Origin of the sequence: Stieleria sedimenti, from assembly GCF_025060895.1 — a bacterium.
GTDB lineage: Bacteria > Planctomycetota > Planctomycetia > Pirellulales > Pirellulaceae > Stieleria > Stieleria sedimenti.
Genome location: NZ_JANZKV010000034.1, coordinates 96,542 through 117,549, shown reverse-complemented (window position 1 = coordinate 117,549; position 21,008 = coordinate 96,542). Strand labels below are relative to the sequence as shown.

The 21,008-nt window shown below is 59.5% G+C and carries 17 protein-coding genes; 7 read left to right on the top strand and 10 right to left on the bottom strand.

Annotation, left to right across the window (positions count from 1 at the left end):
* Positions 1-80 precede the first annotated feature (80 nt).
* The 7 genes from NZK35_RS05050 to ccoN are packed head-to-tail and all read right to left on the bottom strand — an operon-like array spanning position 81 to position 8,521.
* Positions 81-2,567 (bottom strand): heavy metal translocating P-type ATPase, encoded by a 2,487-nt coding sequence (locus tag NZK35_RS05050; RefSeq protein WP_259631506.1) that lies wholly within the window; start codon positions 2,565-2,567, stop codon positions 81-83.
* 22 nt (positions 2,568-2,589) lie between these two features.
* Positions 2,590-3,390, bottom strand: a complete 801-nt coding sequence (locus tag NZK35_RS05045; RefSeq protein WP_259631505.1) for a sulfite exporter TauE/SafE family protein — start codon at positions 3,388-3,390, stop codon at positions 2,590-2,592.
* Positions 3,390-3,914: a FixH family protein gene (locus NZK35_RS05040; RefSeq protein ID WP_259631504.1), complete on the bottom strand. Its 525-nt coding sequence runs from the start codon at positions 3,912-3,914 to the stop codon at positions 3,390-3,392. The genes NZK35_RS05045 and NZK35_RS05040 overlap by 1 nt, the downstream gene beginning before the upstream one ends.
* Positions 3,914-5,317 carry a cytochrome c oxidase accessory protein CcoG gene (ccoG, locus tag NZK35_RS05035; RefSeq protein WP_259631503.1) on the bottom strand — a complete coding sequence of 468 codons (1,404 nt, stop codon included), beginning with the start codon at positions 5,315-5,317 and terminating at the stop codon, positions 3,914-3,916. The genes NZK35_RS05040 and ccoG overlap by 1 nt, the downstream gene beginning before the upstream one ends.
* A 21-nt stretch (positions 5,318-5,338) precedes the next feature.
* The gene (locus NZK35_RS34605; RefSeq protein WP_259631502.1) at positions 5,339-5,950 is read right to left on the bottom strand and encodes a cbb3-type cytochrome c oxidase N-terminal domain-containing protein; all 612 of its coding nucleotides are present in this window, start codon (positions 5,948-5,950) and stop codon (positions 5,339-5,341) included.
* A complete protein-coding gene (locus NZK35_RS05025; RefSeq protein WP_095739512.1) occupies positions 5,943-6,122 on the bottom strand; it encodes a hypothetical protein in 180 nt (59 codons plus the stop codon). The genes NZK35_RS34605 and NZK35_RS05025 overlap by 8 nt, the downstream gene beginning before the upstream one ends.
* A 23-nt stretch (positions 6,123-6,145) precedes the next feature.
* On the bottom strand, positions 6,146-8,521 hold the full coding sequence (gene ccoN / locus NZK35_RS05020) for a cytochrome-c oxidase, cbb3-type subunit I (protein WP_259631501.1): 2,376 nt from the start codon (positions 8,519-8,521) through the stop codon (positions 6,146-6,148).
* Positions 8,522-8,951: 430 nt separating this feature from the next.
* Between ccoN and NZK35_RS05015 the strand changes: the two genes are divergently transcribed.
* Positions 8,952-9,533 carry a hypothetical protein gene (locus NZK35_RS05015; RefSeq protein ID WP_259631500.1) on the top strand — a complete coding sequence of 194 codons (582 nt, stop codon included), beginning with the start codon at positions 8,952-8,954 and terminating at the stop codon, positions 9,531-9,533.
* Positions 9,534-9,596: 63 nt separating this feature from the next.
* Complete coding sequence (locus NZK35_RS05010; protein WP_259631499.1) at positions 9,597-10,028, top strand: hypothetical protein; 432 nt, start codon at positions 9,597-9,599, stop codon at positions 10,026-10,028.
* A gap of 334 nt (positions 10,029-10,362) precedes the next feature.
* Here the strand turns inward: NZK35_RS05010 and NZK35_RS05005 are convergent, their stop codons facing one another.
* The 3 genes from NZK35_RS05005 to NZK35_RS04995 all read right to left on the bottom strand — a co-directional run bounded on the left by NZK35_RS05005 (position 10,363) and on the right by NZK35_RS04995 (position 12,118).
* The gene (locus tag NZK35_RS05005) at positions 10,363-10,818 is read right to left on the bottom strand and encodes a CBS domain-containing protein (RefSeq protein ID WP_259631498.1); all 456 of its coding nucleotides are present in this window, start codon (positions 10,816-10,818) and stop codon (positions 10,363-10,365) included.
* 125 nt (positions 10,819-10,943) lie between these two features.
* Entirely contained in the window at positions 10,944-11,426 is a 483-nt protein-coding gene (locus tag NZK35_RS05000; protein ID WP_259631497.1) for a hemerythrin domain-containing protein, read from the bottom strand.
* Between the two features lie 206 nt (positions 11,427-11,632).
* On the bottom strand, positions 11,633-12,118 hold the full coding sequence (locus NZK35_RS04995; protein ID WP_259631496.1) for a hypothetical protein: 486 nt from the start codon (positions 12,116-12,118) through the stop codon (positions 11,633-11,635).
* Between the two features lie 355 nt (positions 12,119-12,473).
* Between NZK35_RS04995 and NZK35_RS34600 the strand changes: the two genes are divergently transcribed.
* From NZK35_RS34600 to NZK35_RS04970, 5 genes are all read left to right on the top strand, one after another.
* Positions 12,474-15,437 (top strand): AsmA-like C-terminal region-containing protein, encoded by a 2,964-nt coding sequence (locus NZK35_RS34600; protein WP_259631495.1) that lies wholly within the window; start codon positions 12,474-12,476, stop codon positions 15,435-15,437.
* Between the two features lie 101 nt (positions 15,438-15,538).
* On the top strand, positions 15,539-16,543 hold the full coding sequence (locus NZK35_RS04985; protein ID WP_259631494.1) for a polysaccharide biosynthesis/export family protein: 1,005 nt from the start codon (positions 15,539-15,541) through the stop codon (positions 16,541-16,543).
* 639 nt (positions 16,544-17,182) lie between these two features.
* Positions 17,183-17,677 carry an ATP-dependent zinc protease family protein gene (locus tag NZK35_RS04980; RefSeq protein WP_236649452.1) on the top strand — a complete coding sequence of 165 codons (495 nt, stop codon included), beginning with the start codon at positions 17,183-17,185 and terminating at the stop codon, positions 17,675-17,677.
* A gap of 146 nt (positions 17,678-17,823) precedes the next feature.
* Positions 17,824-19,071 (top strand): RimK family alpha-L-glutamate ligase, encoded by a 1,248-nt coding sequence (locus tag NZK35_RS04975; protein ID WP_259631493.1) that lies wholly within the window; start codon positions 17,824-17,826, stop codon positions 19,069-19,071.
* A 70-nt stretch (positions 19,072-19,141) separates the two neighbouring features.
* Positions 19,142-20,989, top strand: a complete 1,848-nt coding sequence (locus tag NZK35_RS04970) for a cation:proton antiporter (RefSeq protein ID WP_259631492.1) — start codon at positions 19,142-19,144, stop codon at positions 20,987-20,989.
* Positions 20,990-21,008 lie beyond the last annotated feature (19 nt).

Sequence of the window (21,008 nt, the reverse complement as noted above, 5' to 3'; positions counted from 1 at the left end):
AGCCGCCCACTGTCGCTGCCATGCAGCGACCGGAAATCGCCTCAACACGAATCACCAACACGGATGCTCGTGCCACCAATTTACTTTGCGTCATCGGCAAACGTCGGCCAGACGAGTGTCAGTGATAACACAGAAACCGAACTGATCGGCATCAGCACCGCCGCGACCAGCGGGCTGATGTATCCGAAAATGGCCAACACGACGGCGACCACATTGTATGCCAATGAAACCGCGAACGTCGTCCGAATCAAACGGTTGGCCCGACGCGACGCATCGATCAAGTCCGCCACACTTTCCAACGTTCCCGACGCGACGAACACCGGTGCGGCCTGCAGACTCACTTCGGCCCCCCCACGCACCGCGATTCCGACGTCCGCCGCCGCCAACGCCGCCGCGTCGTTGGCGCCATCACCGATCATCACGACCGGCCCCGCGGTGCCCGTGGTCACACGCTTCAACTTGTCTTCGGGCGAAAGCCCCCCGAAAGCGTTTTGCGGATCGATCCCGACGCGGCGCGACACCTTGTCGACCAGCTCACGATGGTCACCCGAAAGGATCCCGACCTCCCAGCCGGCCCGCCGAATTCGGTCGATCGTGGACCTGGCGTCTTGCTTCACCGGATCGGCAATCGCCAGCACCGCAACCACACAGCCATCGACCGCGACGATCACCGGCGTGGTTTGGTTCTGCAAACAACGCTCGGCGTGCTCGCTGACCTCGCTCGAGAGCACCACACCCTGTCGTCGCACGAACGACTCATTGCCGACGTCGACCCGTTGTCCCTGACAGCGACCGGACAAACCGCCGGCGCCCAATTGAACCTCCCCCACACCGGTCGCCGGAATCAGATCCAACCGTTCCGCCTCGCGCAAGATCGCATCGGCGATCGGGTGACAGCACTCGCGTTCAATCGCCGCGGCCATTCGCAAACCGTCGGTCGCCCCATAGACCAGTTCGGCTCGTGGACGTCCCTCGGTCAACGTCCCCGTCTTGTCGAACCAGACCCTCCCGCGACCGCTGAGCTGTTGCAACACATCGCCGTCGCGAATCAAGATCTTTCGTTTTGCCGCGCGACCGAGCGAAACCGCGATCGCCAGCGGTGTCGCTAGCGCCAGCGCACACGGGCAGGCCACAATCAACAGTGACGTGGCGTTGGCAGTCGCCACGTCGATCCCGTGAGAAAACCACGCGAAAAAAGCAACCGCCGCCAGGAGCGTCACGACGACCACAAACACGCCACCGATTCGATCGGCCAATTGGACGATCGGCGTCCGCTGGGCCATTGCCGCTTCCACCGACTCCATCACCCGCCCGATTCGGCTGTCCGCCCCGATCGCTTCAACGCGTACCGTGATCGGTCGCGAAAGATTGACGGTACCCGCGGTCACACCCTCACCGACCCTGGCTTCGACCGGAATGCTTTCGCCGGTTAATAACGATCGGTCCAGCATCGATTCGCCCGCGATGATGCGACCATCCACCGGAAGACTTTCCGAAACATTGACCCGAATCACCTGCCCCGCCTTGAGCGAATTGACCATCACCCAGCGGTCCGGACCGTCGGGTGACTCTTCATCGACCAGGCGGGCATGTTGCGGCGTGATGCGAAGCAACAGATCGACGGCGCTGGCCGCACGATGCTGCTGTCGAAACTGAATCCAGCGGCCGATCAACAACAAGAACACCAGCATCGCCAGCGAATCAAAATACACTTCACCGCTGCCGCTGATCGCATTGACCAGCCCGACGATCGTGCCGACGGCCAGCCCGAGCGCGACCGGCAGATCCATGTGTGGTGTCCAATTGCGGAGCGCCGCGAGCGCGCTGACGAAAAACGTCCGCCCGGGAAACACCACCGTGGCGATCCCCAACGCCGCCGCCGCCAACCGCAAGAACAAACGATGCTCACCCGCCACGCCCGACGCGTCCCCGGCATACAACGCGATCGCGATCCACATCGCGTTGGCGGCGCAGAATCCGGCCACGGCGATCTGCATCAACAGCCGACGGTTTTCTTGACGAAATCGGTCCACCGGCTCGGTCGTCAACGGCGAGAGGGTGTACCCCAATTTGCCGATCAGATGCGCGATCGCGCTGAGCTTGATTTGCTGTGGCTCAAACACAATTTGAACCGTATGACGATTCAGCTTAACCCGCGCCATCCTCCATCCACGCGTCCGACCGGCGACATTCTCGATCAGCCACGCGCACGCCGCACAATGCAACCCGCTGACCGACAACTCGGTCGAGAAACTGCCATCGGCCGCTCGTCGTGGCGCCGACGCGCCCAAGTACTGATCATCGTCAAACGCGTCGTAGCGCGACGAGTCGGCTCTGGAAAATACCCCGGTCGATCCGCCTGTTCGATCGCGAATCGCATAGTAGTCATCCAGTCCCCAGCCATGGATCAACTCGTATGCCTGTCGACAACCGCCGCAACAGAACACGCGAGTCGGATCGTCGACGGTGCTGCAAACGGTGGGCAATCCACAATGCACGCAGGGAATCTCACAGCGCTGCGGCTGATCGTGCGAAACGGCGTCCGGCGTGGGGGCGGTCGATGACATGGTCAGATGGTACGCATGCCCCTCAATCCTGCCCAGTCTGTGAGTCCTTCACCTGGCAGCACGGGAGCACTTTCTCACCCGCTTGATCGATCTGCTCGATCGTCGTTCCGGATGATTTGAGTTCCTGCAACGACTCCAACCCACTGAATCCGCGTCCCGATGCCGTGAAACAGCCCGCAAAGATCAGCAGCAGCGCGGCCAATGCGGGGATCAGGCGGGCAAAGCGAAGCGACAACACCCGCAACCCGGCGACCAACGCGACCAGCGCCGGGACACTGCCGAGCCAAAAGGCGGCCATCACGATCGCCCCTCGCATCGGGCTGCCCGTCCCCGCTGCGATCAACGCAAACAGATACAACCAGCCGCACGGCAGCAACGTCGTCAACAATCCCGTCGCAAATCCCCGCCCGGCAACCGGCAAGCGAAAGATATACGGGCGCAGCTTGACGAGCACCTTGCCCACCGCTGACGGAGCCACCGCGGTGTTTTTGGATCGGCCCGCCCACAGACTCCACAGCTTCCACAGCCCCATCGAAATCATGATCGCACCGACCACCCTGGCCGCCGCGACTTGAATGCCCAACGTGGCTCCGCCGAAGTCGATCACGCTGCCGATCAATCCGGCAACGCACCCGGCCAACGTGTAGGTCGCCAAACGTCCCAGATGGTACAGCGTTGTCGACGCCACCAACGTGCCGCGACTGACCTGTTCACCACCGCCGCTGGCCCAGATCGCCAACGGGCCGCACATGCCGACGCAGTGCATGCTGCCCAACACGCTGGCGGTCACCACCGCCGTCACAAGTACAAAAATCGTGTCCATCACTCGCCTTCGATGTGGAACGTCAAGGATTGTGCGGCCGGTTCCGAGCCGCCATCAATCTTGATTTCCAATTGCCAAATGCCCGCTTCCGCCGCCGGTGCCAACGCCAAGTACTTGCCCTCGCCGACGGACTTGAGCGTGACCGGACGGACGTCTCCGGCTCGCGCATGGTGGTACAACTGGCCGTTGACCGCCAAGCCGTCCAGCGGCTGCCCTCGACGATCGACCAGCTTTAATTCCAACGCCCGCAGGCCGCGGCCGTCGGCCACATCGGAGGCTTCAAAGCTGACCTGCCACCCTAATCGATCGGCGGCCTCCAACGTTCGCCGCGTCGCGTCCCAGTTGAGCGCCCGGTTGTGGTAATCGGGCACCACGGCAGCCGAAGGGTCGCCGATGGCCAGGTGCATCACCAACCCCATGATCGTGCTCTGGATCACAAACAGAAACACCACCAAGGCGATCCAAAACCGCTTGGCACGGCGTTCCGCCGATTCGATCGATTCGATTGCCGTCGCCGTTGCCATTATCGGGGTCCCAACAGTGAAAATTCTACTTCGCGAACGTTGTCGCTCTGATCCGAAATCGTGGCCGCCACCACCTTGCGGCCGCTGCCACGCGTCATCGAGCCCTTGAACGTGACGTGAACCGGAACCAACACCGACTCGCCGGGCTCCAGGCTCATCTTTTCTTCGTCCAACACTTCGATCGTCACGTTCTGTTCCGCATCGGCGACCAACGAGTAATCCTGGGGCTCGGAGGTGCGATTGACCAAGCGGATCCGAAACTCGTTGGACGCGGTGCCGTCGGCGTAAACGGTAAACGGGGCTCCGCCGGGACGAATGATCCGCGCGTCAAATCCCGACTTGGTGGAAATCGCAAACACCAGCCCGCTCATCAACAGCAACAGAATCACCGGATAGACGATCGTTCGGGCGCGAAACATCTTCTTCGCCTTTCCCGCGATCGAATCCTGAGAACTGTAGCGGATTAACCCTTTGGGTGACCCGACCTTTTCCATCACGTCGTCACAAGCATCGATACACTGGGTGCAATTGACGCACTCCATCTGCAAACCGTCGCGGATATCAATGCCCGTCGGACAGACCACGACGCACTGATTGCAATCCACACAATCGCCCGCGCCATCGCCGGGCGTGTGCTTGCCCCGTTTGCGAGGCTCACCACGGACGTGGTCGTAGGCGACGATCAACGATTGTTCGTCCAACATGACCGACTGAAATCGGCCATACGGACATGCGATTAGACACAGCTGTTCACGGAAAAACATGAAATCAAACAGCATCAGGCCCAGCGTCGCCGTCATGACCGCAAACGCGATCGGGTGCTGGATCGGTGAACTCGTCACCCACTCGGTGAGCTGATCGGTGCGGACGAAGTAAGCCAAGAACGTGTGGGCGAGAAAACCGCACAACAGCACGTAAACGCCGAATCGGGCGACCTGCAGCGCAGCGCCGACGGATCGTTTCGGTTTGCCGCCCTTGCCGACGGTCCCTTCGAACAAACGATCGATCGGGCGGAACAGAAACTCCATGTAAACCGTCTGGGGGCACGCCCAACCGCACCAGGCACGGCCGGCCACCGCAGTGACCAAGACGATGGAGACGAACACCGTCAGCATCAGCAACGCCAACAGCAGCGTATCGGTCGGCAAAAACGTGCGTCCGAGGATCGTAAACTCGCGAGCGGCGATGTCCAGCAAGATGACGGGGTTGCCGCCGATTCGCAGGTGCGGGACCACCACAAACACCACCATCAACAAATACGCCACCACGCGGCGACGCTGCCACCACGACCCGGTCGACAATCGCGGACGTAGCCAGCGCCGACTGCCATCTCGCTCCATCGTGCTGAGCACGTGTTGGGGAGACTCCAGTAGTGCGTCGTTGTCCGGTACGGTCTTGGTCATTTCTGTTCTGTTCGAATCCTCTTAAGACTTCGCCTCTTCGTCAGCGGCCGGCTCTTCCTCGGCGGCGGGTTCCGGCCATGGCGGGATCTCGCGTCCTTCGGCCGGCCGACCGCCTTCCACGTTTTGCCCCCGCAGCGTGGCCACATAGGCCGACACCAGCACGATCTCATTGATGTGCAGACGGTTGGACCACTTGGGCATTGCACCGTTTCCGGCACCGTTGTTGATGACTTTGCCGATGTCAGCCAACACCGCGACGTTCTTGTATGCCTCGTCCGTCAAATTCGGGCCGACTTTGCCTTCACCTTCGCGGCCGTGACAGGACACGCAATTGGCACGAAACACCGACTCGCCGACTTTGACCCAGCTGTCTTTGGCCATGAATTTGGCGATCGTCGGACCATCCAGCTTCAAGTCCCCGATCTCGGCGAATTGCAGTCGCGTGTTCTCCGCCAACGCGACTCCGTATTGATCTTCGATCGATCGGCCCTTGGCGCCGTTGTGGTAGTACACCCAATAGAACGGGCTGAAAACGATCGACGCGATAAACAACCACTTCCACCAACCCGGCAACGGATTGTCATACTCTTCGATGCCGTCATAGGCGTGGTCGGTCTTTGGTGCTTCACTCACTGCGCGGGTCCTCGATTCGATCGCTTAATGGAATGGCGGCAAACTTTTCCGTGGCGTTCTTGCTGAGCCGAAACGCACCGAAAAAGATCAGGAAAAAAGTGCCTACAAAAAGTGCCAACGCAACCTCGGCACAGGCGGAATAGTCGATGAAGGAAACTAAGTCTTTGATCATGGTTCAATCACGCGAAAGGTCGTTCACTCGGTTTCGGGGGCAGGCTCGGACTCGGCTTCCGCCGACGCCGCTTCGGCGGCCTCCGTTGGATCAACCGCTGCCGCGGCAGCCGCATCACCGGCGTTTTCCTCCGCAGCGGGTTCAGGGGTCGCGAACAAATCGATCCCGATCCGCTGCAGATAAGCGATCAACGCAACCGCCTGTTTGTCCATCGTGCTGGCCGGTCCGCCCTGCGCGACAATGTCTGCGGCGACCTTTTCGGCCTGCTTGTAAGCGATCTCGGCCGTGTTGTTCAATTCTTCGTCCGAATACGGGGCGCCCAATTGCCACGCCGCTTTGACGTGCGGTGCGATGGCGTCGTAGTTCATTTCGTCGGTCAACAGATGCTCGTAGCTGGGCATCACTGACCCGGGCGAGACGTATTCCGGATTCTCGAAGTGCCGCCAGTGCCAGAAACTGCTCTGCCGACCGCCCTCACGCGCCAAATCGGGACCGATTCGACGGCTGCCCCACTGGAACGGACGGTCATAGATGAATTCGCCGGGTTTGCTGTATTCGCCATAACGTTTGGTTTCGGCAACGATCGGGCGAATCATCTGCGAGTGACAGTTGTAACAGCCTTCGGAGACAAAAATGTGACGCCCGGCCAGTTCCAGCGGCGTGTACGGCTTGACCGTCGCGATCGTCGGAACGTTCGATCGAATCAAGAACGTCGGGACCAACTCGAACAAGGTCGCGATCACCACGGCCAACGTCGTCAGAATCGTGAACTTGACCGGCAACCGTTCCCAACGGCGGTGCCATCCCATCTTGGCCCAAACACTCAACGCCTTTGCCGAATCCAACATCGGCACGTCACCCATCTCGCTCGTCGGCTTCGGGTCATCTTGATACTCGTCCGTCAGCCGAGGTGCCGAGTAGACCGGCACGTCATAGCTGTCCGGTCGACCAAACCAGGTGAACAATGCGTTGATGCACAGCATCACCACGCCACCAACATACAACGCTCCGCCGAGCACCCGCACCCACCACAGTGGAACGATCGACTGAACCGTCTCGATGAAGTCGGGGTATTGCAGGTTTCCGGTTTCATCCATTGCACGCCACATCAGCCCTTGCATCAGCCCGGCGGCATAAATCGGAACGATGTACAGCAGAATCCCCAGCGTGCCGGTCCAGAAGTGCAGACTGACCAGCTTGTCACTCCAGATCTTGGTCTGAAAAATCCGCGGTAACAGCCAGTACAGCATGCCGAAGGCCATGAAGCCGTTCCATCCGAGTGCTCCGGAGTGAACGTGTGCGATCGTCCAATCGGTGTAGTGGCTGAGCGAGTTGACCGACTTGATCGACAACATCGGGCCTTCGAAGGTCGACATGCCGTAAAACGTCACGCCGACGACAAAGAATTTCAACACCGGATCGGCGGCGACCTTGTGCCAGGCCCCGCGCAGCGTCAACAAACCGTTGATCATCCCGCCCCAACTGGGCATCCACAGCATCAAACTGAACAGCATCCCCAACGTGCTGGCCCACTCCGGCAACGCCGTGTAGTGCAGGTGGTGGGGGCCGGCCCAGATGTAGATGAACACCAGCGACCAGAAGTGAATGATGCTCAAGCGGTAACTGAAAACCGGTCGATCGGCCGCCTTGGGCAGGAAGTAGTACATCAGTCCCAAAAATGGCGTCGTCAGAAAAAACGCCACCGCATTGTGGCCATACCACCACTGCATGAATGCGTCCTGAACGCCGGCGTAAACGCTGTAACCCTTGAACAGCCCGGCCGGCACCACCAAGTTGTTGAACACGTGCAAGACCGCCACGGTGACGATCGTTGCGATGTAAAACCACAACGCGACGTACATGTGACGCTCGCGGCGGTGGATCAGCGTCATCATGAAGTTGCCGCCAAAAATCAACAGCCAAACCACGGCGATCAGAATGTCGATCGGCCATTCCAACTCGGCGTATTCCTTGGATTGCGTGATCCCCAACGGCAGCGTCACCGCCGCCGCCACGATGATCAATTGCCAACCCCAAAAGTGCAGTCGACTCAGCGTGTCGCTCCACATCCGAGCCTTACACAAACGCTGCGTGCTGTAGTAGACCGCCGCGAAAATCGCGTTTCCGGCAAAGGCAAAGATCGCCGCGTTGGTGTGTAACGGCCGTAATCGCCCGAAGGAAAACCAGGGAAGCCCGCCGGTCAACGTCGGCATCACCAACAATAAGGCGACGACCAAACCGACCAACGTGGCGACCAGCGCCCAAACGATGGTGGCCGTTGCAAACAGCCGCACGATTCCGTCGTCATAGCTAAATGACTCCAGTACAGTCGTGCGTTGTGTCGTGGTCCCATCTGTTGCATCGGGTTGCTCCGATTGATTCGCGACATGCGTGTCCATCAGCGGCGTTCATTCTTGGTCTGGAAGTTCCGGGCGATCAAAACGGCTCTGACCGCGACAAGCCCGCTGTTTAACAAATTTGGTGCCGAAGGCGGAGTGTTAAATCCAAAACTGAACCCGACAGCGGCGAAACGCCGCGAAACGCACACCAGGCGTGACGGTTTGCCGCATCCAAAAACCCGGTTTTTGTGCCCAGACGCACAGCTGCATGATCCGGCGCGCCCAACCGCACAGACGAACCCCGCCGTCACCCGCGGCCCCCGACGGTCAATTGCCCCGGTCGCCTCGCCGACCAAGCAATTCGTCTCTTTCCCACCACGTCCTACCCAAAACGACGCCCGTTCACACGGCGATCGGCACCGCGTTTGCATTGCAGCCCTTTCGAAACCGAGGCCGAACTTGTAAGCCCCGCAACCGAAGGAAAAGGAAAATGATCGAACCGGACAATCTTCACCGACGTGGCCAGGCTCTGGAAGACCAATACTTTCAGCGCGTCGACCAAGAACTTCTGAAGAAACTTCGTGAAAAGAGCGAGCGCGCCGAACGTTTGGCGGAACTGACCAAGGCGACCGGGGTACGTGACGAGCAAGTGGCCAATCACCTGATCGAAGCCGGCTTCGACGCCTCCAACATCGCCGCGATGACCCTGACACCGATCGTCTTCGTCGCCTGGGCCAGCGGTTCGGTCACGCCGGAAGAACGCAAAGGGGTGATGAGCGCCGCCTTGCGACGCGGTGTCAGCTCCAATCCGCTCGCCTTCCGACTGCTCGAACAGTGGCTGCAACGACGGCCCCCGCGCGAAATGTGGCATCTGTGGAAGGAATACGCCGCGGCGGTGCACCAGGACTTACCCGCTGAGACCGCCAACAAACTTCGCGTCCGGTTGCTCGAGCAAGCCAGGGAAGTCGCCATGGCTTCCGGTGGCGTGCTGGGCGTCGAGAAGATCTGCCCCGCCGAACAGCGGGTGTTGGACGAAATCGAATCGACCCTGCCCGTTCGCGCTGAAGACTGAAATTGACCGACCTCGATTCACTCACGACTGATGGAAACACCGATGCGCCGTGCCACCCTCCTCATGTTCGCTCTCATCGCCGCCGTCGCGATGCCATCGTTTCATCCCCCTGCCGTCGTCGCGCAAGATCCCGCCGACGGCGAGCGTCTGGCCCCGGACAACGTTGCACCGCTGATGCGGCGCAAACTCGATCGGGCCAAAAACATCCTGGAAGGGCTCACGCTCGAACAATTCGACAAAATCGCCAGCAACGCTCGCTCCCTGCGTCTATTGAGCATGGAGGCCGGTTGGAACGTGGTCCAAACCGAAGAATACCGCAAGCAGAGTGACGACTTTCGCCGAGCCTGCACGGCGATCGAAAAAGCAGCCGATGCCAAAGACATTCATCGCGCCGCACTGGCCTATGTCTCCCTGACGGTCCGTTGCGTCGATTGCCATAGCTACATGCGCGAAAACAAAATCAAGCTCGCCGGATTCGATCTGCGAAATCACTGATCACACCACGCAAGTGCCAAGTGGCGTAAGCTTCCAGCTTGCGCCACTTGGCGGAAGCGCGATGTCACCGAACGTGTTAGCGGAACGGCGCGAGCGGGCTGTCGGTTTAAGCCCAATACCGCTAANNAACTTAGCGGTATTGGGTTTAAGCCCGCACGCGTGAGCAAAAGGGGCCACGCGGCGCCCCTCGCTCACGCGTCGCGCCTGGCATGATCACGTTGAATTCGGAACATCGACTAAATCGACAGGCCGCGAGCCGTCCGGTGGCAGCTCAATTACACCGTGCGAAAATTTCCCGAAATGATCTGCAAGCAGAATGCTTACCCCACCTTGGCTAACAGAACGCCGCGGCGACGTCCCAGGACGAAAGAAATCCGACCAGTTTCCCGTCTTCTTCAACGACCAGATGATGACGCGAACAGCTCGATAATCGCTTGGCCGCCTCGCACAGCGGCGTGTCCGGCGAAACCTTCTCGACCGAGACGCTCATGATCTCGCGAATCGGCTGTTGATCCAACTTCCGATGCGCCAAGTCCACCGCCCACAAACAATCTTCATAGTGCGGATAACCGCTCCGCAGCGCCGCGTTGGTCTCGCGAATCAGCCGCACCAGATCGGTTGCCGTGACGATTCCCACACACTGGTCCTGATCAACGACCGGCAAAGCGTGCACATGATTGTCCTCCATGATCTCCAGCACCTTTCCGGTCGGCGTCTCTGATGTCACCGTCTTGACGCTGCCCGACATCACGTCGGCCACGCGCAACTCCTGTGTGGATCCTGAAATCATCGTCTGGCTCTCCCAACACTCGATTTAACTTTTGAAAATGACGCGTGGCGGGCATCGGACGGAGGCCCCATCCGCCCTCATCTTGCCATGACTCGAATCAGTCCTGGAAAACGAGACGGTTGCGGTCAGCCGATCAATCCATCCTCTGCGTCACACTCCCCCGGCATCAACATGCTGACACGATCGGCTTCGCTGCGTTCGTGCTGGTCCATCGTTTCGAAAAAGACATCGACTTCATCCATCGCGTCGGTCCATGTCCTAAATGGAGGATCCAACTGCTTCAGCCGGACGTGCAATCCGTCCAACCGGTCCAGTAGCTGACGGTGATCCGCAGCCGTCTGGCGTTTGAATGCACTGACTTCGGGCGACGCGGCCGGATACAGCTCCTCCAGCTTCGCCAACATTTCGTCTTCGCGGTCAAAATGCTGCAACAGGCACTCACGCAACGGTTGCAATCGCGAGGCGGTCTCGCCGAAATGGGGAACCCCCAATTGATTGACTTCCGACATCCAATCGCGGATTTCATCCACACACTCGGCCAATTTGCGGTCTTCCGCCTTCCAGTCCTCGAAGAGCTGGCAGAGTTCTGACGTCCTCTTGGTGCCCATTGGAATCTCCCACGTTGTTGCGTGCTCCCACGCTCGGAATGAAACCCGAGAAGCCGCGTGGGAAAGGCTGCAAAATCGGTGCCGAACTCCGCGACGCGGCGTCCACGTGGAGCTGAATTCACTTCGCGAGACCGAGTGTGCGAATGCGACACACTCCGCGGCACCCCATTCGATCGATCCGCGTCCAAACCGCCGTTTTTCAAATGCTACTCGTCTAAATCACCGATGTTGGGCGTTGCAGTGCCCTCCGTCTCGTCGTTTCGCAGCGACTGGTGGCATTCGACACAGCTGACGGTCAATTGGTTGAACGCCAGCGTCGCCCCTTCGATGTTCTTTCTTTCAGCCTGACGCTCAATTTCCGCACTGACCCGGCTGAACGTATTGACATGCACGCGGTAACTGGGATGCCGACGACGGACAAATCCCTCGACACGATTGAGCAATTTCAACCGGCCGGCGTTGTATTTTACATCCTCGAAATCTCCCATCGCCAACCCTCTCAGGATCGCCTGGGAATGCTTCAGCTTCTTCTCCATCCAGACGCTCATCGTCGTCGACTCGGTCTCTGCCTCCGCATCACTCTGCTGATCCGCCCGCCCGGCACCCTGCGTCTCCGCTGGATCCTGAGGCCCGATCCCCCAGCTGACCGACGGTAACAATGCGAACAGGAGTACAATGGTCAATCTTGTCATCGTCAAATCCCTTTGGCTCAAGTTTTACACAGAGTTCGAATGCCAGCGCCGACGAACCGTTTTCCATGAGGTCACCCGAGCAATCTCCGTGCCGTCAGCGTCAGGCCGAGTCGATTCGATGGGGCTCGCCCCATCGAATCGCCGGGCTTTCCTGTTGGGCTTTCGCAATTTCGAAACGCCCCGAGGTTGCGATGTCCAACGGTGGTCGCCATGGGATCGCCGCGGTGGCACTGCGACAATGCGTCTCAGGCGTGCACTCACGCACAGATATCCCGATTGGATTGGCCTAGCCAACAGGATGGCGATTGAGTATCCCGAAATGATGATCCGCAACGCAACCCTTATGCCCCCACTTGTGATCGCTGCGCTTCTGATCGGTGCGTTGCTGATCGGTGCGACCACGGCATCGCCCCTTCAGGCCCAGCAGACCGGCCCGGGGCCGGTGGACCGTGCACCAGAACTGCAACAACCCGCCAAACCCGCTCCCGCCAAACCGGTGGAAAGCCCCTATCGTTATTGGACCACCCATTGGTCGCTCAAGGACATCGCCGTCGGCGACTTGGCCAACAAACTGCGCACGATCGGCCTGGGGCTGCCGATCAAGGTCGATGGTCTGGCGACGGTGGAATTCGAAGTCGGCGTTCCGCTTAATGCGCTCCGCACCGGCAAGGCCTATCGGCTGGAGGGATCGCTCTCGATCCGCGATCTGGTTGCCGACCAGATCCGTTTCGACGTGTTTCGCGCCGAGGTGACGTATGCCGACGGCCGATTGGATCTGGACACGCTGCGGGCGGTCGAGCAACTCGATGCCAGCGGAAATGCGGTGCCCACCGCCGGTTCGATTGTCGGCTCCGCTTCGGCCGAACTGTTGCCGCGGGGCGATTTTAGCGCCGATGTCAACACCACCAACCTCCGCATCGGCCCCATCGCCACCTTGATCTCGCGGTTGGGGTTTGCCGGGACCGACGGTGCCCCCCAAGGCTCGGTCACCGCAAACGTTTCGGTGCGTGGACAAGTCGACCAGCTCAATCAACCGGAAAAGTTGAGTGTCAGTGGCGACTTGTCTGCCCAAAACCTGCGACGTGATTCCTCCATCCGATTTAGCCTGGCAGCCAAGAAATTCAGTTGGCAGAACGGACAGCTGGATCTGCCCAGCCTGCGGATCGAATCGAGCGATCGTCCCGAACTGTTCCTCGTTGCCGATGCCAAGCTGCGATTGGATCGCTCCACGCAATTCGAATCAAATCTGACGGCCAACGACCTTCCGATGGAGGACTTGTTCGGCCTGTTTGTCTCGAATGCGGAATCGATCGTACAGGGCAAACTCGATGCACGAGGCCGTCTGATCGGCACGATCGGCCCGGCCGCAACGATCGATGAACTGGACGTCGAATTGGCCCTCGCGTCGCCGTCGGTGTCACTCGGCGGCGTGCAACTCGGCATGTTGGAACATGATGTTCGTCTCACCCGCAATCACATCAACCTCTCTCCCCGGTCCCTTCCCGACTCTGCAACCGATGACACAGATCTTCGCCCCGAGATGATCATCCGGTCACTTGATGCGGACTTCGAAACCACCACCGAGTTTGCCCGCTTCAGTCGGCTCAGCGGCAGTCTGTTCGGAGGCACGATCTCGGGGAAAGGACAAATCGCCCGAAACGATCAACTCGATCATGCGTTGGACCTGCGCTGGGAAAACATCAATCCCGAAATCGCGATTCCGATCAAGGCACTGGCACGGCGTCCCAAGCTCTCGCTGGAGACCTCCGGACAAGTGCAGTGGAGTGTCCCGGCCGCAAGGATTCTGCAACCGAGTGAACACAAGGGAACATTGTCGATCAACATCGCCGCGTGGAAGCTCGGCGAAGAAACACTCGGCACCGCGGACGTACGTCTTTCGGTCCAACCCGATAGGCTCGATCTAAACGTCGCAGGGACTCTGTTGGGCGGAACGATCAATGTTCGTAGCGATGCTCCCTTGGACGCTTCGACCCGCTGGAACCAGATCCCGTCGAAATTGCGGTTCACCGATTTCAAAGTCGAAAAACTCTCGCTGCGGAATCTTCTGTTACTGACCACATTGCAGCGTCCTCGATTTGATGGACGTATCGATGCTTCGGTGACCCCGACGTCGCTCGTCGGTGACCCCGCGGCGGATCTCCTGATCCAATTGGATGGTGTGACCGCGGACGGCGTCCTGATCGCCCGCTCGTTGAGATTTGATCTCACCGTAACCAATGATTCCATCACCATTCGGTCGGCCCGTGGCAGCTACGGAGGCGGCCAGTTGGATGCGAAAGGCCAATGGGCGATCGGACCGGGCGATAAGTTGATCACTGCAAGACTGACTCGGGCAAAAGGCAGCAGAATTCTGTTGCCCATTCACCAGCAAGGCGACCAATGGGTCGGTGGAATCGTGTCCGGACGCGCGACAGTGACGGGCAGCGGCGACCACTTCATTGACTCGGTGCGACTGTCCGGTTCGGTGCAGGTCGAAAAAGGATTGACATTCGGTATTCCGGTCGGTGACGCGCACAGCCCGATGGTGGTGACCGTTGACACGGCCCTGGGAAATTGGCAGGCCAAATTTCCGCTTGTTCAATCCACCTTGGCCAGGGGACGGCTCACCGGAGGTTTATCGCTCCGATCGGCCGGAGCGGGGCAGAAGGGCACCCACCTGGACAGCGAATGGCGGATCAACCACGTCGACTTTGAATCGTTGCTCCGTACCTACGTCGGCACACGAACGATCGGCCGGGGTGACGTCACCGGCACCTTGCATTTGGACGGTAAGTACATTCGAGACGCACGGGATTTGAACGGCCAATTTCGTTTGCAACTCGGCGGGACCGATGCCACCGCCGTGCCCGGATTGGCGTCGGCGGGCAGCCTGCTGGGAGCCACGTCGCTGATCGGGACCCGGTTCGAACAAGGCGAGGCCGTGGGCCGCATCCGAAAAGGGATCATTGTGCTGGAATCCGTTCTGATGACGTCCGATCGCGTCCATGTGGCCGCTCAAGGGAGTGCCGGCTTGCTCGATCGTCGGTTACAGGTCAATGCCATCATTTCGACCGGCAATTTTCAAGCACAAAACCTGCTGTTGACGCGAATCAACACGCCGACCTTTACCGACTTCCTCCCACTCCGATCGGTGAACCGACTGTTGAGCGATCGAACGTTTGTCCTTGAGATCTCCGGCCCGACTCGAGATCCGATCATCCGGCTGATGTCGGGAGAAACACTCCGAGCAAACGTCCAGAGGGTGGCCCGCCAGCAAGCCTTCAACATCATCGCCGCCGACGCACTGTTGACGGACTAGCGGTGGCAAAAAAGCGGTGGTAACCGTAACGATTAGGTAAAGCGAACCGGTCGACACGCATCTTCAATCAAAGTAGCGCCAATCATGCCGATCATGACGGTATGACTACGCCACACCACAAAACGTTCGTCGGGATTCATCTGATTCTGCTCCCGCTGCTGGCCGGCTGCAGCGTCTTGGGGTTCGCGCCCTATCCGGTCGCGCACGTCATGACCGACGATACCAAGGCCGTTTTGGCCCAGACCCCCGGCAATCTTGATGTCCCACGTGAGCTGTCAAAAGAAGTCCAGGTCGCCCACTATTTGCAGCCCGGCGACGAACTATTGATCGAGACAACGGACGGGGATTCGACCGTCCGGCTGCCCGCCGACCAACGGATCCTGGCCGACGGCAGCGTCGACTTGGGGGCATACGGCCGCGTCGTGGTGGCAGGCAAGACGCTCGAGCAAGCCGAAGCATTGATGCAACGTGCCGTTTTTGAACTCACCAGGGAATCCACACCAGTCAACGTTCGATTGATCGCCCCCATCCACCGCTACTATGTGATCGGGGAGGTCAATTCGCCAGGGGCGTACGCATTGACCGGCCACGAAACCGTTTTGGATGCCATCATGGAAGCCGGTGGATTGACCGCGCGGGCGTCTGCCTGCGATCTGTTGCTGGCGCGTCCGACCGAACCCTCTTCCTGTCGGGTCACGCTTCCGGTCTGTTATCGTTCGATCACACAGTTGGGTGATACGACGACGAATTACCACTTGAAGCCCGGTGATCGAATCTTCGTGTCCCGGCAATCGCTGTGCGAGGAACTCACCGGTCCACTCTTGGGCAGCAAGACATGCGACCGTTGTTGCAAGCGGCAAGTTGCCTGCTGCGACCCCCGCATCGCCCCGACCAACCTGCCCAATTTCGTCGCGTCGATGTTCGAAACGATCGTGCCTGTGGATCCGCCTGACGTCGACGCACCGGGTTCGGATGCCCCCGGCTCCAACGCACCGGCGCTGACGCCGCAAGACTCTGGACAGCCCCCGCAAGACCCTGCCGACGGTCCGACCCCAACACCAGGCCGGCTCGATGGCGAACTCGATTTTGGAATGCAACTGCGTTGACGACCGGGCCGCGCCATGTTTCAATCGCGGCGGCAGGGCCCGCACGCCCTACCAATAAACCTGCGTCACAGCGCTGCGCCAACGCTCAGCCATCCCCAACGGTGATGGCTCCCGCGACGGTTCCGATTCTGACGAGCTTGCCGATTCTCGGTGCCGGCAAACGGCTATCGAGTTTCCCGCACGCTGCGGCCGCTCGAGGCTGCCGCGGAACTCGGCAATTCGTTCGAAACTCGCCCGTTATTTAGACTATTCAACAGCTCAACGGGGACCGTAAAAAGCAAACCGTGAACCGTCGAGATGACGATCTGGGGAGATGGCTGGCCGTTAGACGCCGCTTGTGGGATGATCGTGCTCATTTGTGATCTCGCTTCCGATGGAGAGTAGAATCCGATAATGGCTTATCGGCAATCGGTACGCAACATTCATTCCATTCTTGAGATCAACTGCGGAAATCCCCAAAACAGGCTCCGGCGCGGCCGGCAGGGTGAATCAATGCGGGCACCAACACAGCGGGAATCCCCCCAGCTTCTCTTGCGTTGAAGGGACGATCCCGATGAAATGTGCGAATGTGTCAATGTTCCGTTCCTCTGCGACTACCCGCACAGTGTCAAACGCTGCGCCAACCCCTGCACAGCGCCGATGCCCACACCCATTCCTCTCGATGCAACGTTGATGACCGACAAAACCAGCCTGCCGATCATTGGTTGGCGTGAATGGATTGCCCTGCCCGATTTGGGCATCAAGTTTATCAAAGCCAAAATCGATACCGGGGCACGTTCCTCGTCGCTGCATGCGTTCGACATCGAAGTGTTTGAAAAAGACGACGAGCAATGGGCACGATTCAAAGTGAACCCGGTGCAGCGAAACGAAACCTGGGAGATCGAATCGACCGCTCCGGTGATCGACATGCGTGCGATCCGCAGTTCAAGTGGCCAATCCGAAGTCCGCCCGGTGGTGAAAACCACGGTGCGTTTGATGGGCCAACAATTTGACATCGAGCTGACCTTGGCCGATCGCAACCAGATGGGGTTTCGTATGCTGCTCGGCCGCGAAGCGTTTCGTCGACGCTTTTTGATCGACCCGGGAAAGTCTTACCGCGGAGGCATCCCGAAAAAGCGTAAACGCCAACCCTGACTGACCGCATCTTTGTTTCACACCGCCTCTTTCAACGCAGCGTCCCATCACTCGGAAAGCTCTCCGATTTTCATGCCGGTTTTCATGCCGACCGGCTAGACCTGTCGTCGGCCTCTTCAAACACTCACACCACCAGCACTGGTTTCATGAAACTCGGAATCCTTTCTTGCAGTCCGCGAGCCTACAGCACGCGTCGGTTACGCGAGGCGGCGGATCAACGTGGCCACCAGGTCAAAGTGCTCGATACGTTGAAATTCGCGATCGATTTGGAACGCGGCGCACCGGATCTGTATTTTCGCCGCAAACACCTCAGCGATTACGATGCAATCCTTCCCCGAATCGGCGCGTCGATCACCTACTACGGGACCGCGGTCGTTCGACAGTTCGAACAGATGAATGTGTTTTCGGCGAACAGTTCTTCCGGCATCGCCAATTCACGCGACAAACTCCGCAGTCTGCAAATCCTCAGCCGGCACCAAATCGGAATTCCCCGCACCACCTTTGTGCGCGATAAACGCGACGTGTTCCCTGCCATCGAGCGTGTCGGGGGCGCTCCGGTGATCATCAAGTTGCTTGAGGGAACGCAAGGGATCGGCGTGTTGTTGGCCGAGACGATTCAATCAGCCGAAACCATCGTCGAGCTGTTGCAAAGCCAAAACCAAAACGTGCTGATTCAAAAGTTTGTCGCCGAAAGCAAAGGCCGCGACATTCGGGCGTTTGTCGTCGGTGATCAAGTGATCGCGGCGATGCGGAGGGTCGCACAGGGACACGAATTTCGCAGCAACGTTCATCGCGGCGGCATGACCGAAGCGATCGAATTGGACGAGGAGTATCGCAACACGGCATTGCGGGCCACCCAAATCATGGGGCTGCGAGTGGCCGGAGTCGACATGTTGGAAGGCCGCGACGGTCCCCAGATCATGGAAATCAATTCCTCACCGGGACTCGAGGGCATCGAACGCTGCACCCAATTGGACATCGCCGGTGCGATCGTCGACCACATCGCTTCGCACGTCGATTTCCCCGAAATCGATCTGCGGCAACGGTTGACGGTCAGTCGCGGATACGGCGTGACCGAAATCAGTATCCCCGAGGGCGCCGACATGATCGGTTCGACAATCGCCGGCAGCGGGTTGATGGACAATCACGTCAACGTGCTGACGCTGTATCGCGATGCCGCGGTGATTCCCAACCCCCGCGGCGACCGTGAACTGCAAGCCGGCGATCGTCTGCTCTGTTTCGGTAAACTTGAAACCCTGCGTCATCTGGTGCCCAAGAAGACCCGCCGACGCCGACGCCCGACGGTGAAAGAATTGCCCGAATTGCCGGTGGCCAACCAGGTTCACGACCACCACGAAGATGCCGTAGTCGAAACGATGCGGGAAGCGATTTGAATGATCCAACCGAGCCATTGATCCGGCCCCCCACACACGCCCCCACTGACTGCTGATGGACTGATGGCTGATGGATTTTCTGTTCTACCTCGCATTGATTCCCGCCCTGGCAGTCGCCGCCCAATGGATCGCCTGGCGGACCAACCTGCCCGGCATCCTGCTACTGCTGTTGATCGGGGTCGCCGTCGGCGGGTTGTCCCGTCCGGATGATTTGTTGGCCGAACTGGTCAGCGGTGACCCGACCATCACCGGACCACGAATCCTCTTCCCACTGGTCTCGCTGGCCGTCGCCGTGATCATGCTCGAAGGCGGTTTGTCACTGAAACTAAGCGAGCTCCGCGAGGCGGGTTCGCCCGCCTTTCGCCTTTGCACGCTCGGCGCCGCGGTGACCGCGACGGCCGCCACCATCGCGGCCCACTTCTGTTTCGACTTCACTTGGCGGCTGAGCGCCCTGCTCGGCGCGATCCTGGTCGTCACCGGTCCGACAGTGATCGGGCCCTTGCTGCAACAAGTCAAACCGAGTCGACGTGTCGCCAACACGCTGAAATGGGAAGGCATCGTGATCGACCCGATCGGCGCCGTGTTGGCCGTCCTGGTGTTCGAAATTTTGTTGCTTCATCCGGGCAAAGCCGACTTGGGGCACGGCGTGATGCTGTTGGGATGGACCGTCCTCGTCGGCGCCGTCTTGGGCGCGGCTGGCGGCTGGGCCCTCACGCAGGGGATTCGCCGCTACTTGATTCCCGATCACCTGCACGGCGTCGTGTCGCTGACGACCGCCCTGTTGCTGTTCGCCGTCAGCGACCATTTCGCTCACGAGTCCGGACTGATCACCGTCACCGTGCTGGGAATCTGGCTGACCAATCAGCATGAATTTGATATCGAACACATCATCGAATTCAAAGAACACCTGAGGACGTTGCTGATCGGTTGTTTGTTTATCGTGCTCGGTTCCCGCGTCGACATCACCACCGTCGGACAAGTCGGCTGGGCGGGCTTGCTGTTTGTCGCCCTGTTGATCGTCGTGATTCGCCCGCTGAGCGTGTTTGTGTCCCTGCTCGGCAGCGGCCTCAGTTTTCGCGAACAGACGTTCATCGCAACGCTCGCCCCACGCGGCATCGTGGCCGCCGCGGTCAGCAGCATTTTTGCACTGCGGATCGAGCAAACGGCCGAAATTGATTTAGCCGGCGCCGATCAATTGGCCATCATCACCTTCCTGGTCATCATCAGTACCGTAGCCTTCTACGGCTTGTTGGCGTCGCCGATCGCCCAGGCGCTCGGCCTGTCCGATCCCAACCGGAACGGCGTGCTGATCGCGGGCGCCGATGACTGGGTGATTCGGTTTGCGTTGGAACTGAAGAAGGCGGGTTGCCCCGTCATCATGATCGATACCAACTATCGCAAAGTCACCAAAGCCAAGCTGGAGGGGCTGGAGGCGATTTGCGCCAACATCATGAACGAACACGCCCGTGACGAACTTTCGCTCCCGGGGATCGGACACATGTTGGCCATGACCCCCAACGACGAAGTCAACAGTCTGGCCGTCCGCGAGTGCCGATCAGTTTTCGGGCGGGCCAAGACGTACCAGCTGACTTTCAAATCAGAAAACCCTCGCGGCATGACGCGGCACCTGATGGGACGCGAACTCTTTGACTCCACCCTGACCCACTCCAAAATCAGCCAACTGGTCGCACAAGGATTCGAATTCAAGACCACGGCGATTAGCGACGAATTCACCTTCCAGGATTTTAAGAACCTGTATGCGGAGCAACATGTCCTGGCAATCATCAGCGACAAGACGCCTCCGAACAACGAGAGAATGACGCTGACGCTTGTCACCGCCGATGAAGCCGCCGAGCCCGAGGCGGGAGACGCGGTGCTCGCATTGGTCAAACCGCTGCAATCGGACCCGGCGTCGTGATCGTCGCCACGTCCCCAAA